Origin of the sequence: Psychrobacillus faecigallinarum (assembly GCF_014836595.1) — a bacterium.
Lineage (GTDB): Bacteria > Bacillota > Bacilli > Bacillales_A > Planococcaceae > Psychrobacillus > Psychrobacillus faecigallinarum.
This window is the reverse complement of the sequence record NZ_JACSQO010000005.1, coordinates 94,839-109,126: the sequence shown is the minus strand read 5'-3', so window position 1 is coordinate 109,126 and position 14,288 is coordinate 94,839. Positions and strand designations below refer to the sequence as shown.

17 protein-coding genes and 1 pseudogene are annotated in these 14,288 nt (G+C 34.8%); 12 read left to right on the top strand and 6 right to left on the bottom strand.

Features of this window, described 5'->3' with window-relative positions:
* Positions 1-44: 44 nt before the first annotated feature.
* Genes aceA through H9650_RS11600 form a run of 3 tightly spaced genes read left to right on the top strand, consistent with a single transcriptional unit; the run spans position 45 to position 3,086 of the window.
* Positions 45-1,328 (top strand): isocitrate lyase, encoded by a 1,284-nt coding sequence (aceA, locus tag H9650_RS11610; RefSeq protein WP_154311904.1) that lies wholly within the window; start codon positions 45-47, stop codon positions 1,326-1,328.
* A gap of 27 nt (positions 1,329-1,355) precedes the next feature.
* Positions 1,356-2,951 (top strand): malate synthase A, encoded by a 1,596-nt coding sequence (gene aceB, locus H9650_RS11605; RefSeq protein ID WP_191697292.1) that lies wholly within the window; start codon positions 1,356-1,358, stop codon positions 2,949-2,951.
* Between the two features lie 12 nt (positions 2,952-2,963).
* Positions 2,964-3,086, top strand: a complete 123-nt coding sequence (locus H9650_RS11600) for a YhfH family protein (RefSeq protein ID WP_191697291.1) — start codon at positions 2,964-2,966, stop codon at positions 3,084-3,086.
* A 41-nt stretch (positions 3,087-3,127) separates the two neighbouring features.
* Here H9650_RS11600 and H9650_RS11595 read toward each other — a convergent pair whose 3' ends face one another.
* Positions 3,128-4,009: a BsuPI-related putative proteinase inhibitor gene (locus H9650_RS11595; protein ID WP_144538355.1), complete on the bottom strand. Its 882-nt coding sequence runs from the start codon at positions 4,007-4,009 to the stop codon at positions 3,128-3,130.
* Positions 4,010-4,209: 200 nt separating this feature from the next.
* Between H9650_RS11595 and H9650_RS11590 the strand changes: the two genes are divergently transcribed.
* The 6 genes and pseudogenes from H9650_RS11590 to H9650_RS11565 all read left to right on the top strand — a co-directional run bounded on the left by H9650_RS11590 (position 4,210) and on the right by H9650_RS11565 (position 8,833).
* Entirely contained in the window at positions 4,210-5,121 is a 912-nt protein-coding gene (locus H9650_RS11590; RefSeq protein ID WP_191697290.1) for a S16 family serine protease, read from the top strand.
* Between the two features lie 150 nt (positions 5,122-5,271).
* On the top strand, positions 5,272-5,736 hold the full coding sequence (locus tag H9650_RS11585; RefSeq protein ID WP_191697289.1) for a DinB family protein: 465 nt from the start codon (positions 5,272-5,274) through the stop codon (positions 5,734-5,736).
* Positions 5,737-6,085: 349 nt separating this feature from the next.
* A complete protein-coding gene (locus H9650_RS11580) occupies positions 6,086-6,382 on the top strand; it encodes a transporter suffix domain-containing protein (protein ID WP_151111694.1) in 297 nt (98 codons plus the stop codon).
* A pseudogene (locus tag H9650_RS11575) lies at positions 6,372-6,783 on the top strand (MarR family transcriptional regulator). The gene H9650_RS11580 and the pseudogene H9650_RS11575 overlap by 11 nt, the downstream one beginning before the upstream one ends.
* A 517-nt stretch (positions 6,784-7,300) precedes the next feature.
* Positions 7,301-8,422, top strand: a complete 1,122-nt coding sequence (locus H9650_RS11570) for a CamS family sex pheromone protein (protein ID WP_191697288.1) — start codon at positions 7,301-7,303, stop codon at positions 8,420-8,422.
* A gap of 198 nt (positions 8,423-8,620) precedes the next feature.
* Complete coding sequence (locus H9650_RS11565; RefSeq protein WP_191697287.1) at positions 8,621-8,833, top strand: hypothetical protein; 213 nt, start codon at positions 8,621-8,623, stop codon at positions 8,831-8,833.
* Between the two features lie 143 nt (positions 8,834-8,976).
* On the opposite strand, the gene H9650_RS11560 is transcribed toward H9650_RS11565, so the two are convergent.
* The 5 genes from H9650_RS11560 to H9650_RS11540 form a co-directional block, all read right to left on the bottom strand.
* Positions 8,977-10,140, bottom strand: a complete 1,164-nt coding sequence (locus tag H9650_RS11560) for a site-specific integrase (RefSeq protein ID WP_191697286.1) — start codon at positions 10,138-10,140, stop codon at positions 8,977-8,979.
* 138 nt (positions 10,141-10,278) lie between these two features.
* Positions 10,279-10,752, bottom strand: coding sequence for an ImmA/IrrE family metallo-endopeptidase (locus H9650_RS11555; RefSeq protein WP_191697285.1), 474 nt, complete (start codon positions 10,750-10,752; stop codon positions 10,279-10,281).
* A 95-nt stretch (positions 10,753-10,847) separates the two neighbouring features.
* Positions 10,848-11,048 carry a YqaE/Pmp3 family membrane protein gene (locus H9650_RS11550; RefSeq protein WP_191697284.1) on the bottom strand — a complete coding sequence of 67 codons (201 nt, stop codon included), beginning with the start codon at positions 11,046-11,048 and terminating at the stop codon, positions 10,848-10,850.
* A gap of 40 nt (positions 11,049-11,088) precedes the next feature.
* The gene (locus tag H9650_RS11545; RefSeq protein WP_191697335.1) at positions 11,089-12,114 is read right to left on the bottom strand and encodes a type I restriction endonuclease; all 1,026 of its coding nucleotides are present in this window, start codon (positions 12,112-12,114) and stop codon (positions 11,089-11,091) included.
* Positions 12,115-12,323: 209 nt separating this feature from the next.
* Positions 12,324-12,701: a helix-turn-helix domain-containing protein gene (locus H9650_RS11540; protein ID WP_191697283.1), complete on the bottom strand. Its 378-nt coding sequence runs from the start codon at positions 12,699-12,701 to the stop codon at positions 12,324-12,326.
* Between the two features lie 171 nt (positions 12,702-12,872).
* Here H9650_RS11540 and H9650_RS11535 point away from each other — a divergent pair, with 171 nt between their 5' ends.
* Genes H9650_RS11535 through H9650_RS11525 form a run of 3 tightly spaced genes read left to right on the top strand, consistent with a single transcriptional unit; the run spans position 12,873 to position 14,181 of the window.
* A complete protein-coding gene (locus tag H9650_RS11535; RefSeq protein WP_191697282.1) occupies positions 12,873-13,094 on the top strand; it encodes a helix-turn-helix transcriptional regulator in 222 nt (73 codons plus the stop codon).
* 11 nt (positions 13,095-13,105) lie between these two features.
* Positions 13,106-13,867: a phage antirepressor gene (locus tag H9650_RS11530; RefSeq protein ID WP_191697281.1), complete on the top strand. Its 762-nt coding sequence runs from the start codon at positions 13,106-13,108 to the stop codon at positions 13,865-13,867.
* Positions 13,864-14,181, top strand: coding sequence for a hypothetical protein (locus H9650_RS11525; RefSeq protein WP_191697280.1), 318 nt, complete (start codon positions 13,864-13,866; stop codon positions 14,179-14,181). The genes H9650_RS11530 and H9650_RS11525 overlap by 4 nt, the downstream gene beginning before the upstream one ends.
* The last annotated feature ends 107 nt before the right edge of the window (positions 14,182-14,288 follow it).

Here is a 14,288-nt window from a genome sequence, read left to right as displayed (position 1 = left end):
CATATTTTCAATTATCGAAAAATTAAGGAGAGGTGTGTTGAATTATGATAAATAGACAACAACAAGTAGAAGAGCTTAGAAAGCAATGGGAAGAGGATAGCCGTTGGAAGGGAATAGAGCGCCCTTATACTCCAGAAGAGGTTATTAAACTTCGAGGATCGCTACAAATCGAGCATACATTGGCGCGCAAGGGAGCAGAACGCCTTTGGAAATCTCTTCATACAGAAGATTTCATAAATGCCTTAGGAGCCCTAACAGGAAACCAAGCAGTACAGCAGGTAAAAGCAGGTCTTCAAGCAATTTACTTGAGCGGCTGGCAGGTGGCAGCAGATGCTAACCTTTCAGGTCAAATGTACCCAGATCAAAGCCTTTACCCGGCAAACAGCGTGCCAGCAGTAGTTAAGCGTATTAACCAAGCTCTACAACGGGCAGACCAAATTGACCAAGCAGAGGGGCGTGAGGATGAGTTTGATTGGTTTGCACCGATCGTTGCAGACGCTGAGGCTGGTTTTGGTGGACCACTAAATGTATTTGAATTAATTAAAGGAATGATTGAAGCTGGGGCAGCAGGCGTTCACTTAGAGGACCAATTAGCCTCCGAGAAGAAATGTGGTCATTTGGGAGGGAAAGTTCTACTTCCTACGCAAAATGCTATCCGCAATTTAGTAGCAGCTCGTCTAGCAGCAGACGTGTCAGGGGTACCAACCGTTTTAATCGCACGTACAGATGCAGACGCTGCAGATATGGTTACAAGTGATATCGATTCAAGTGACCATGAATTTATTACTGGGGAAAGAACGCCAGAAGGCTTTTACCGAACAAAGGCAGGTATCGACCAAGCAATTGCACGTGGTTTAGCATATGCACCATATGCAGATCTAGTTTGGTGTGAAACGTCCCATCCAAGCCTAGAGGAAGCAAAACAATTTGCTGATGCCATCCATGCTAAATATCCAGATAAAATGCTTGCATACAACTGCTCTCCATCCTTTAACTGGAAGGCCAATCTGGATGAAGAAACGATAGCTGAGTATCAAGTAGAACTAGGCAAGATGGGTTACAAGTTCCAATTCGTTACACTTGCAGGTTTCCATTCACTGAATCACAGCATGTTTGAGCTTGCGCATGAATATAAAACTAAAGGCATGGCAGCTTATTCTAAATTGCAGCAAGCAGAGTTTGCCAATGAGTCAAAGGGGTATACAGCTACCAAACATCAGCGTGAGGTTGGTACTGGCTACTTTGATGAGGTATCTCAAATTGTATCTGGTGGAACTTCCTCTACAACTGCAATGAAGGGATCCACAGAAACAGCACAATTTGCTTGATCATTGAAGAAATGGGAGGGTAAAGGAATGGAACAAACAACTGCAAAAAATATTGAAGTAGTAGGGAATGAAGTTGAAGGAATGTACGAAATATTAACGCCAGAGGCTTTGGATTTCATCGCTTCTCTTCATCAAATATTTGATGATCGAAGAAAGGAATTACTGATTGCTCGGAGAAAACGCCAAGAAAGGCTAGATAATGGTGAAAAGTTAGATTTTCTAGCAGAGACGAAGCATATCCGAGAAGGAGATTGGACAATTGCTCCAATTTCTCAGGATCTACAGGATAGAAGGGTAGAGATTACAGGGCCGGTCAATCGGAAAATGGTCATCAATGCCTTAAACTCTGGAGCCAAAGCATTCATGGCCTGCTTCGAGGATGCAACATCTCCTACTTGGGAGAATATGATTGAGGGTCAAATCAATATGAGGGATGCAGTTAAAAAGACGATTTCTTATACTCAACCCGAAACGGGTAAAAGCTATCATCTAAAGGATGAAACAGCAGTGTTGCTCGTTCGTCCAAGAGGCCTACATCTCATGGAGAAAAATATTCATATAGATGGAAAACCGATTTCCGGTAGCTTCTTTGACTTCGGTTTATATTTTTTCCATAACGCAAAAGAGGCAATCGAGCGAGGAACAGGACCGTACTTTTATCTGCCAAAGCTAGAAAGTCATCTAGAGGCTAGACTATGGAACGATATCTTTGTGCTCGCTCAGGAGAAGCTAGATATTCCACTGGGGACTATAAAAGCAACTGTATTAATAGAAACAATTATGGCGTCATTTGAAATGGATGAGATTTTATACGAGCTAAAAGAACATTCTGCAGGATTAAATTGTGGACGCTGGGATTATATTTTCAGCTACATCAAGCGCCTCCGCAATCAGCCAGGGGTAATCTTACCAGACCGAGGCCAGGTGACAATGACTTCTCCGTTTATGAGAGCATATACGCAGCTTTGTATTCAAACCTGTCACAAGAGAAATGCTTCCGCAATCGGTGGCATGGCAGCCCAAATCCCCATTAAGAATGATGAAGAGGCAAACGAGGCAGCCTTTGCCAAAGTACGTGAAGATAAAAGAAGGGAAGCCTCTGATGGTCATGATGGAACTTGGGTGGCCCATCCAGGGCTAGTACCAGTAGCATGGGAGCAATTCGATGAGCATATGCCAACCCCAAACCAAATCCATCGTAAACGAGAGGATGTGCAGGTAACTGCGGAGGATTTACTTGAAGTGCCAACTGGAACAATTACGGAAGAAGGACTTCGATTAAACTGTAGTGTTGGGGTTCAGTATATCGCTTCTTGGCTTCAAGGAAATGGAGCTGCACCTATTAACAACTTAATGGAGGATGCAGCGACGGCAGAAATTTCTCGTACGCAGGTTTGGCAATGGGTTAGACATCCAGAAGGAAAGCTAGAGGATGGAAGGAAAATTACAATGCCGCTTGTCGAGCAGGTTCTAACAGAGGAGCTAGGAAAGCTAAAAGCAGACTTCGGCAATGATATCTATTTGTCCGGAAGATATATGGAGGCAGCAGAGCTATTTTTGACTCTTGTAAAAGAGGATAACTTCATTGAATTTCTAACAATTCCAGGCTATGCAAAACTATAGGAGGTGATTGGAATGAATAAGCCAACAAGTGAAAAAAATTCAAAGATTTGTCGCGAATGTGGATGTGTCATCCAAGAGCAAGTAGAATCTCCATTATTCGAATGCGAACGCTGTCTAAACAAAAGAAGTGAATAAATAAAAAGAGCTTGGAGTCAATCCAAGCTCTTTTCATTACATTAATTTGGTTTTGTATATTGTTCATCTCTTGTAAAGGTGCTAACTGCTCCCATATGTGGAAGAACAGCCGGGCTCCCATCTTGTTGCACGAAATCAATCTCCTCTAATTTAGGGAAGTTCTCAAAGTAGGAATGAAGGACTTTACCAATGAATAAATACTCCCCAGCCGTACCTTGTACGTTTTCTGTAGTTTTATCCATAACAAGCACTAGCTTTTTATCGTCATTTTCAAATCGATAGTCCAACAAACCGACTTTAGTTGTATCTATTTCCTCAAATATTTGCTTCACCATATCTCCAGATGGATCGATTTCTACCTCATAAGGCTCCACGAATTCAGCATTATCGTCCTCGCGATAAAGAGTAACTTTACTTATTTCTTCTGCAGGAGGGGCGCTCTCCTCTGCTTTTTCCGTACCAGCCCAGTCATAAGTAGTTTCAACTTTTTGGTCACTAAGTTCAGGTGCTAATGACCAAGCCACCAGCGTATACTTTCCAGCAGGTACATCCACGAGCTCATTTTCCAGGTCTAGGTCAAAGGAAATTTCTTCATTTGGCTGAAGCTTTTTTTCCTGAATTGCTTGTGTAAAGCTTTTATTTGCAGAGTACGTATATACTACTGTTTTATCTTGGTCCAGTAGCTGATATTCCACTTCCTGGCCACTTGTAAATGATAAGGTACTTTCTTTATTTGACTCGTTTTTTATAAGGAAAACTGCTTCTCCATTAGCGTCCACATTTAACTGAGTAGACACCTTAGGCTCAGTTTCTTGCTGCTCGCTTCCCGTCGTAGGATTATTTTCATCATTATCATTAGTTCCGCAGCTTGCAAGAATTAAGAGCATAAAAACAGTTAGCAAACTCCATAGCATTTTTTTCATCTTGTTCACTCCTTTAAAACATTAGACAGTTTTTGCGCGAGAAAGTTTCAGATAAGACGGAAAAATAATAGAATAGATGCTACAATTAGATAAAAATGGTATTTTATAGGGCGAAATATTCTTATTTATTTATTTGTTAATTAATTTATATATAAGAACGATGACATGTAAGTTGAACAACATATAATTTTAGATTGGAGTTGAAAATTATTGATAAATTTCGTTCATTAAATGTAGTCCAAGTCATTTTAACGATCTTTTTTTATCTTTTATTTCTAGTATTATATCTTCAAGATTACATTGATGGAATCTCGTTTTTACTAATATTACTGATTAGCCTAATTGTTTTATCTATCTCAATGATTGCGCTTCGAAAAAAACGTGCAACGAGACGAAAAATTGGAATTTCTCTATCCATACTACTCCTATTATTTTGCTATGAGCTGCCGCTGTTAGGGTTTATCTCAAAAACACACGTAGCAGACGTATACATAGAGCCAAGGCAGACAGTAGTAGGTTCAGGGATCTTTATAGTAAGTGTTGCTTCTTTACCTTTAGATAATATGGAAAGCAAACAGGAGGCACAGGAATATTTGATAAGACAAAATGAAGATTTTTATAAGATTACTAAATTGACGAATCAAATACTTTATGAAGAAAAAAATAAGACGCTATTAAGTTGGATACACCTAAATGAAAAATCTCCAAAAGAAAAGATGAGAGAGAATCTGAAGCAATATTTCGGGAAAGAAGAGACAAGGATTACTGATTATTTTAATGATGATCAAGCTATAGGAGATAGCTCGGGGCTTAGCTTATTACTAACAGAACTCATTATAAAAGGCGAATTGCAAAATAGGTTAAAAATTGCTGTTACGGGGGCGATAGATGGAGACGGAAACGTATCAGCTATCGGAAGCTTGAAGGAAAAGCTACAAACTGCAGATAAATACGATTTTCTCTTTATGATTATCCCGAGCGAAAATGCAAAAGAAGCGGTAGCTATTCAAAAAGAATTAAAACTAAATATGGAAGTCTATGATGTTGAACATGTAGATGGAGCGGTTGAACTTATTAATGATTTGAACGAAGAATATAGAAATAACTTTTAAATAAAGTATCTATGAAGGACTATCTTCATTCTTCAAATAACTGAGAAGGTTTTTTGAAGAAAGAGGGATTATTTAGATGGATGTTGAATAATTTTAATAGGTTAGTGAGGCTGGTCGATTAAAAAATGTTTTTTAAAGGAGGGCGATAAGATGGATGTTTTCAAAACCCAGTATGATTGGATACAACGTACAAGGGAATCTTTATTTGATTATTGCGAAACGTTGTCACCTGCCGATTATGTTAAAGAGCTTGAAAATTTCGGTGGTGATTCAGTTCAAAGTCTACATGTTCATGTAGCTAACTGTTATCGAGTATGGTTAGGAAATCGTGCACTTGGGAAATCACTTTCCAAAATAGAAATAGAATCAGTAAACGATGTTGAGAAAATGCGCGAAATTTTTAGGGGAACGGATGACTTGGTTTATGAATTTCTAAATAAATTTAGTGGTAAATGGGATGAAACTAATAAGGTTGATGGAAGAGGGGAATTTACAGCATTATGGCTTTTTACCCATACCATCACTCATGAATTTCACCATAAAGGACAAATCGTTAAAATAGGAAGACAACTTGGGTATATCCCGCCAGACACTGATCTCATTGAACCTCAATAGTTAGAGATTAGCAGTTTCGAGATGGCTTCGGCATCGTAGAGGCCAAGATAGATAAATAAGATACTATCGTAACGGTTAAAGGGCAGTAATTTAATAAAAAGTAACATTGAGGGCATCCAATCGGGTGCTCTTTTAATATTTGGTAGGAACAAAATGCACTTTTCTTATTGAACTTATACAGTAGGAAAATTTGAATTAGGAAAGGTGAAAATCGTAACGGATTTATAGAACAAACTATTATATAATAGCTTGATTTTAGAGGATGCATTACCTAGTAATTAAACCATCTTTCCCATATAATTTATTTTAGTTAAGTTAACTAAAATAAATTATACGTGAGGGCTTAGCATTGGAAAAAGAACTATTAGAAAATAAAAATAAACAAAAGAAACCATTTCTATTTAAACTTGGAATAGTACTTCTAATCCTTTATCCTATATTTTGGGGGGCCGCAGCCATCGTACCTTTCACCTCATTGCCAACCCATATAAAGGCTACTATCATTCCCGTATGTATAGTAATTGGCGAAATCATATTCTTGATAGGTGCTGTATTTGTTGGGAAAGAAGTAGTGAACAAATACAAAAACAAGTTAAACCCGAAAAACTGGAGAAGAAAAGGTGACAGTCAAAAGCATGAAGAATGAAAATATAGCTGAGAAAATCAATCAAACAATTGAAGAACTATGGCTGTTGCTAGAAGAAAAAAAGAAATTACATGAATTTTCAATTAAATAATCAGCAATATACATTGTTAACATTAATTATTCGCCACCCATCATCTACCACTACAAAGTTGGCGGAAAAAATGAATATAACCAAGAGTGCAATCAGCCAACAGTTAGTTAAACTTGAGGCAGAAGGATATATTATTAGAAAGCAACACGCGGAAGATAAGCGTACATTTTCAGTGGAACTTGGAGAAAAGGGCTTATTGTATAAAAAAGAGTGTGACGTATTTATGCAACAGGTTTCCGAAAAATATTATACGAGTTTATCCTCTGAAGTGAAACTAAAGGAACTTGCGGTGCAAACATCAGCGTCGTAGATTGGAGTATTGATCCTGAGTCATTGGAGTGGGAAATTAAATTTAATCCGCTATGGAATGTAGATGCAAAAACAGATACCGAAATACGAAAAATTGTTGCTGAAACGGACAGCATAAGCTAGCGTTATTTTTATAGAGTAAAAGTGAGCTTCCTACATAGTTTATAGGAGGCATGAGGGATACCTTCCATAATCGACCACCATTAATTTTACATTGGTCTTGGGCATTTGCTCAAGGTCATTTTTTTTATGAGATATGAATAAATGGATAAATTAAATAAAAATTTGGTTAGATACACCAATTTTTACGAAAAAATTTCGATTTTTATATAGTAAATACGATTTAAAGTAATTAATCGTACGCCTTTTAAATAGACTACTGCCAAGTGTTTTATAAAGGATCTTAAGTTAGACCTTATGTAACTAATTTGGTTGTCTGTTTTACTTTTTAGTCTAAGTTAACTAAAATGGAAATGTATGGTTTTATTATATATAAATTGGTAAGGAGGTTGCGATAAATGGAAATATGGAAGAGGATGTTGTTTTTTATAACACCACTATTTTTTTTAGTTTCTTGTAGTAATGATGAACAAGTTGTTGAAAATAAAATATCACTATTTCAAGAAAAGAACATATATGAAATTATGCAACCTGCAAAGACTAACGTTTCAAGAGGATTGATACTGAGTAATATAAACAATATATTAGATGTAACTGAAATTGAGCAAGGACTAATGGAATTATCAGTAAATCACTTTTCTACAAACAAGTTTTATATGCAGGAAGGTCAATATTTAGATGAAAATATTATTAGTCAATGGTTAGATAGAAAATCAAAAGAAGGTTTTGGTTTAAACCCATCTATAAAAGATAGTACGGGAGATGTTGTAAAAGATCAAAAAAACAATCCTAGGATATTATCTCATGTATTAGAACATAATTTTATTAACAAAGAGAATGGAAAATTAGACGGAATATCTTTAGCAATATCTTTGAATGAGTTTTATGACTTTAGAGTAACTGATGATAAAGGTTTAGTTCATACAGGTCAAGTTAAAGTCGATAGTAACGATGATAATGTAAATGATGTGGAAAATTACGGGAAGGAAATATCCGAAGTTATAATTAAAAATATTAGAAACAATAATAAAATACCTAATGTCCCTATTTATTTAACTTTATACCAAGAATCAAATATAAATGGTATACTTCCAGGAATATTTTTAGCTGAAACATTTATTCCAGAAGGAGATAGAATAGATAAATGGACTGATATAGATATAAAAAATTATACGTTCCCTTCAGATTCATTATATAGTTTAGACAAAGGAACTTATGATAAATTATTAATTTTCAAAGAAGATATTCAGAAATTTTTTGGACATTTAAATCCTAAAATAAGTGGCAAACTTCGATATCAAAACGGGGAATTAATTGATTTAAAACTAGATGTTAACGTGCCTTTAATAAATGACCCTGAATTGATTGGTCTTTTACAACTCACTGGTGATAAATTAAATACTGTTTTAGTTGATTATCTTCCTATACCTATTACTATTACTTTTACAGATCTAAATCAAAATGTTGGAATTATCATTTGGGATCCAATAAAAAAACAGCTTTATGCAAGACCAATATAATTTTAAAGAGGCTGGGAATTAACTAGCTGATATTCAAGAAAAAGAGAAATCGATTAGCATCGATTTCTTTTTTTCTTATCAGTAGTGTTTTTTATAAACTACCCTATATGAGCAATCACCATAGCAATTAGTATATAAGAGTAGAGTGAAGGTATTTAAACGAAGCGCATTTATAAGTTAAGATGAGGGGTTTTTATATTGCCTATAATAAATAAAAATATACAAGTGGTATTTGGAACAGGAGATATCTCCGCCCTAATAGGGGGTCTGAATGATAGAAGTTCTGGAGTTGTTCAGTTTACTGAAATTGAGCTAAGGCCGATTGGAGAAAAATTTCAAACTGATATAAAGAAAATGGGAATAAACGATGCTCTTGTTACGTTTAATTTTAATTCAATGAAATCAGCTTAATAAATACAAGTAAATATATGAATTTCTTAAGATTTTCTTAAGGACTGACTATGTCAAGAACGCAATATCTATGAGGGTTTGGGGGGTACTGTTTTTCCTTGTACCCCAAAAAGTACCCCAAAATTAGAGGCTTTTTATATATTTTACTCAAAATTGATTACTTCACCTAAAACTTTTGCAGCTTCTTTCTCTTTCACTCTTAAAGAATGAGCATATACTTTCAAAACCATTTCAACAGAATCTCCTAGCATTTTTGCGACGGTGGTCACAGGGATTCCTTTTGAGATTAAAATGGTTGCACAAGTGTGTCTCAGAGCATGTGGAGTTATTCTTTTTATAACACCAGCTTCAAATGCTCTTTCGGTTAAATAGTTTGGAAAAGATCGAGATATTGGTTCGCATGTAGACGGGTTAATGAGGATTAGATTATCTTCATTTAATTTAATTCCTTGAGATAGCTTTTTTTTCATTGCCCACAATTTATACTTTTTTAAATGAGTGATTAAGGAATCGCTTACGTCAATTCTTCTTATGCTGTTATCTGTTTTAGCTGACCTTTCACCAAGATGATCTCTTGTGTGAATAATAGTAATCTCAGCATTATCAAAATCCACATTCGCCCATCGTAGTGCAAGTGCTTCACCTTTGCGCATCCCAGTAAACGCTAGTAATAGAATTAACATATAATGTGTAAACTCTTCATTTTTCTTTACGTACTCCAATAGCCTACGTAATTCTTCTTCACTTAAGAAGTTATCTCCAACTTCCAAGTGCTTAGGATTGAGTTGTGGTAGATTAACTTTAGTTATTTTATTCCTTGTTAAAATCTCTTCTTCTACTGCAGCATTGATAGCACTATTAAATACTGCATGCATTGTTCTAATCGAAGTAGGAGCGTGAGAAGAAATTAATTTATCTATTAGAGATTGATATGTTGATTTTGTAAGCTGAGAGAGTTTAATATGTCCTAAGTTTGGAGCTATATGATGTTCAATAGCATTCTGGTATTGTGCGCGAGTGCTGATTTTCCATTTAGATTCGTTTCTTTCATACCACATCTCCATCCATTTACTAATTGTTAAATGTTGATTATCAACTCTTTGGTGATTGCCTTTTAATATTTCTGCCTTTAATTCTGTTAGAGAGAGCTCTGCAGATTTTTCAGTGTCAAAACCTTGTTTTGATTTTTCTTTACGTTGTCCATAAGCATCATAATATTTATAACGATAAGCGAATTTCTTAATTTTGTTATCTTTGTACCAATAGATATTATCTTTTTTGGTTTTATTATATTGTTGCCTAGCCATTCAGTCCCCCACTTTCTTATACTCTCCTAATCTAAAACCTAACACTAAGTAGAAATATTGACGGTCTTATCTATTGAGTTAACAGTGTTAAATGTATACAAGGGCTTTAGTGAACTATCATGCGTCTTCGATTCCGTTTCACATCGATTGTGAATAATGATATGTATTACTTAAATATTGATTCAACCTTTTTTTTGCAAATTCATAATCTACATTGAAGGTCTCTTGTACCACAAATATAGCTTTTACTTCAGAACTCGGCAAATTCATTCTGTCTAACATAAAAGTCGGCACGCAAGCGTGATATGCAAAGTTTGAAGCTTTCCACTCTTGGTATTCTAAAAATGATGAGGGGAGTACGCGTTGATTTCCATCATGCCATTCTACGTGACATAGTTCATGACCGAATTCTTGCCATTGTGCTGTTGGTGAGAGTCTGATGTCTATTAAAATAGCATTTCCGACCGTCATAGATCCATAAGGCAGGTAAATTAGGGTTGTACCTAAGCGTGCTGCTATTGACTCCATATCTAGTTGGTGAGGAAGGTAAATCCCAATTGTGTTATACATTTTTTTCACATATTCTTCCATCAAGTTGTAAGTGTATCTCATGTTGCAACCTCCAAATCAAACATATGTTCTTTTTTAGTATAAAAGAAATCCCTACATATTGGAAGTAGGGATTGGAGTATTAGTAAAACTATTACTTACTTTTTGTTAGCATTTACTATAATTTCAGCTTGTTGCTTCATTCTTTTATTGTCTTTGTTATCCTTTACTACGAGTACTGCATGTATTATCCCTGGAATCCAGAAAAAGAGAGTTAGTACAAAATTAAGAAGTGCTTGAATTGGTTTTCCGCTTAACAATACCGCTACTGGTGGTAAAAAAACTGCTAAAAAATACATTAAAAATTTCCTCCTATTTTACATAAATAAAGTGTGTGGCCTATAAAAATTGTTTTGTAGTCTTGATAATTATATCCTTGGAATCAAGTATATCAAGTGGTTTTACAAATTCAATGATCGTTCTTTCTTTGTCCTTTGGTGCATCATTTAATACAATAAAATTTCTGTTCTTTTCAAAGTAGACTCTTAATATCCACTTTCTAATATTGTCATCTAGCATAATATTAAAATAACTCTTATTGTCTCTATAGAATATTCTTTCTGGATCAACATCATCTCTTAGAGCGACTCTCACGACAGCGTATGACTCCAGTTCTTCATTAGTAGTAACTATACCATCAGATGATTCTATCTCTTCTATTATTTCTTCTTTCACTATAGGAGTATTACTCTTATTATCATCCGTTGATTTTAATGCAGCATTTAATTTGTCGTTTACTTGTTCATTAATTAACTGTTTGAGACCTTTATGAATGATTGGTGTAAACTTTTCAATAGTACTTTTTGTTTTGACACCATCATAAATTTCGTTAACCATAAATTTAACAAATTTCTCTGATGGTAAATCAAATTGCGTAGACAAATAGCTCTTAAATGCACTTAGATACTTCAACTCAGATGCAGTACTTGTAATATTATCTACGTCAAAAGTCGATTTTCTAAATTTCGCGATCTCTGCAATGTGAATATCACGTAGATCCAAAATGTTAAAAGTGAAAAAAGGAGTAACGTCCATTTTGTTAGTTTCTTCTAAATCAGTGAAAAACTTATATTCGATACCATTAGTCAAAATAGAAAATTTAGAAGTAGTTGTTCCAAAGTATCTAAAAAGTTGTGAGTCATGTTTTGTTAGTGTTTGAGTGATACCTTTACATTCAATAAGAATAACTGGTTTGCCTTCTGACAAAATTGCATAATCTACCTTTTCACCTTTTTTTATTCCTACATCAGCAGTAAATTCTGGGTTGAACTCCATAGGATTAAAAACATCATAACCGAGTATTTGAAAAAAAGGCATAACGATAGCAGTTTTAGTTGCTTCTTCCGTTGTAATTGATTCTTTCATTGTTTCAATTCTCTTCGATAAATTCCTTAGCTGTTCCGCAAACTTTTCCACTTAATTTCCCCCTCTAATTTTAACTGCGTAATAATAATTAGTAATTTACAGATAAAAGAATTTCGCATAACTAATTTCCTGTAATTTAATTGTGAAAATATAACTACAATGAGTTTATAAAAATAGAGATATAGAAAACTACATCTCGTATTGCTGTTTTATAACTTTCCTTGATTTTTCAAGATTTCCCACATTTTCAGCAAAGCTTCTTTTTGCTCTTCGGAACTCTCATTAAATTCCTTAAATAATATTTTAGAGCGTGGATCGTTTACCCAGGCTTCGAATTCCGCGTTGGAATCTATATTGTTTGGTTCTTTAATATCTGTTCTACCTAATAAGTAGTCTGTGGAGACTTCTAACAATGAAGCAAGATTATCTACTATATCTAATGGAGGTAATTTGGTGCCGTTCTCATAAGCTGTGTAGGTAGTCCTAGCCATACCGATTTTATCTGCAACAAACTTTTGAGTCCAATTAGGGTTAGATGATTTCTTTTGTTCTCTGCATTGTTTTAACCTTTGTGCGAACTTTTCCATGATCATCACCTACCTAGTATTGATATTATCATTATAAATGTTCCTAACAGTAACTTCTATAGATGTTCCTAAGAGTAAAACTTTTTTAAAATTATTAGTTGACATGTTCCTAAAAGTAACGTACTATGGATTTATAAGATGTTCCTTAAAGGAACTAGAGGGGGTTATAGAGTGAGAAACTGGTTAAAAAAAACTCGAATGAAGAAATGCAAAACTCAATATGAAGTAGCAGAGTTATCTGGTATTTCTAGAAGTTATTACACAAAAATCGAATTGGGAATTAAAACACCCACTGTCGATGTCGCTAAGAAAATAGCAAAAACATTAGATTTTAAATGGTCAATTTTTTTTGAAGAAGAATGTTCTTTTAAGGAACATAAACAACTAGCATAGGAGGAGGAAAGATGAATCAATTACAAATGTTCGATTTCGACAAACACTCAATTAGAGTTATAGAAAAAAATGGAACACCTTGGTTTGTAGCCACTGATGTATGTGATGTGTTAAGCCTCACTAATCCAACGATGGCTTTATCTCGATTAGATAATGATGAACGGACTAAGTTCAACTTAGGGCGTCAAGGTGAAACAAATATCGTCAATGAATACGGATTATACTCTCTTATTTTAGCTAGTCGTAAACCCGAAGCTAAACAATTTAAACGCTGGGTAACTCATGAAGTTATTCCTTCTATTAGAAAACATGGAGCATACATGACACCAGATACATTGGAACAAGCAATCGCTAATCCAGATTTCACTATTGGATTACTTACTAGTTTAAAAGAAGAAAGATTGAAACGTGAAGCTTTTGAAGCTCTTATAGAGCATCAAAAACCAAAAGTACTATTTGCTGATGCTGTACAAGCAAGTCATACATCCATATTAGTTGGAGACTTAGCAAAACTTTTAAAACAAAACGGAATAGACGTTGGGCAAAAACGTTTATTCGAATGGCTAAGAGAAAATGGTTATTTAGTTAAAAGAAAAGGCTCTGATTATAATTCACCAACTCAAAAATCTATGGAATTAGGTTTGTTTGAAATAAAAGAAACTCCTGTTCATCACAACAGTGGAAGTATATCAATTAGTAAGACTTCGAAAGTAACTGGCAAAGGCCAAGTTTATTTCATTAACAAGTTTCTAGGCAAGGTGGTGGCGATATGATTCCACAAACTGCAAATGAAAGTAGTGTGATAAAAACACTTTTTGAAATGTCAGGAATTACAAAAGAAAAGATTGAACAACACCTTGAAGAAATTGTTAAAGAGACTGCGCGTCCCAAGTTACTGTTTATAGATTTGGAACAACTAAAAGAAATAATCCCTTTTGAACGCGACTTTCTAGAAAAGCAAATATTGTGTGATCCTCGGGTTAGAAGATTTCAAAGAAAAAGAGGAGCACATAGTAAAAGGATTTGGCTTTATGAACCAACTATCCAAGCTATACAAGAAATCATTATGAATGAGTGGGATTTCTAATTTAATTATAACTCCGTTGCCTATAGTCAACGGTCTACTACAAGTTAACTTGAATGAGATATGTGATTCTAACAAATTAGAAAGGTTGGTAAATATGACCAAGACTT

What these genes read in the sequence shown, in the direction of transcription:
- H9650_RS11530 (WP_191697281.1), top strand. Translation starts at nt 13,106, where the DNA reads ATGAATCAATTACAAATGTTCGATTTCGACAAACACTCAATTAGAGTT.
- H9650_RS11555 (WP_191697285.1), bottom strand. Translation starts at nt 10,752, where the DNA reads ATGAGATACACTTACAACTTGATGGAAGAATATGTGAAAAAAATGTAT.
- H9650_RS11595 (WP_144538355.1), bottom strand. Translation starts at nt 4,009, where the DNA reads ATGAAAAAAATGCTATGGAGTTTGCTAACTGTTTTTATGCTCTTAATT.
- H9650_RS11545 (WP_191697335.1), bottom strand. Translation starts at nt 12,114, where the DNA reads ATGAAAGAATCAATTACAACGGAAGAAGCAACTAAAACTGCTATCGTT.
- H9650_RS11525 (WP_191697280.1), top strand. Translation starts at nt 13,864, where the DNA reads ATGATTCCACAAACTGCAAATGAAAGTAGTGTGATAAAAACACTTTTT.
- H9650_RS11570 (WP_191697288.1), top strand. Translation starts at nt 7,301, where the DNA reads ATGGAAATATGGAAGAGGATGTTGTTTTTTATAACACCACTATTTTTT.
- H9650_RS11585 (WP_191697289.1), top strand. Translation starts at nt 5,272, where the DNA reads ATGGATGTTTTCAAAACCCAGTATGATTGGATACAACGTACAAGGGAA.
- H9650_RS11560 (WP_191697286.1), bottom strand. Translation starts at nt 10,140, where the DNA reads ATGGCTAGGCAACAATATAATAAAACCAAAAAAGATAATATCTATTGG.
- H9650_RS11600 (WP_191697291.1), top strand. Translation starts at nt 2,964, where the DNA reads ATGAATAAGCCAACAAGTGAAAAAAATTCAAAGATTTGTCGCGAATGT.
- H9650_RS11550 (WP_191697284.1), bottom strand. Translation starts at nt 11,048, where the DNA reads ATGTATTTTTTAGCAGTTTTTTTACCACCAGTAGCGGTATTGTTAAGC.
- H9650_RS11540 (WP_191697283.1), bottom strand. Translation starts at nt 12,701, where the DNA reads ATGGAAAAGTTCGCACAAAGGTTAAAACAATGCAGAGAACAAAAGAAA.
- aceA (WP_154311904.1), top strand. Translation starts at nt 45, where the DNA reads ATGATAAATAGACAACAACAAGTAGAAGAGCTTAGAAAGCAATGGGAA.
- aceB (WP_191697292.1), top strand. Translation starts at nt 1,356, where the DNA reads ATGGAACAAACAACTGCAAAAAATATTGAAGTAGTAGGGAATGAAGTT.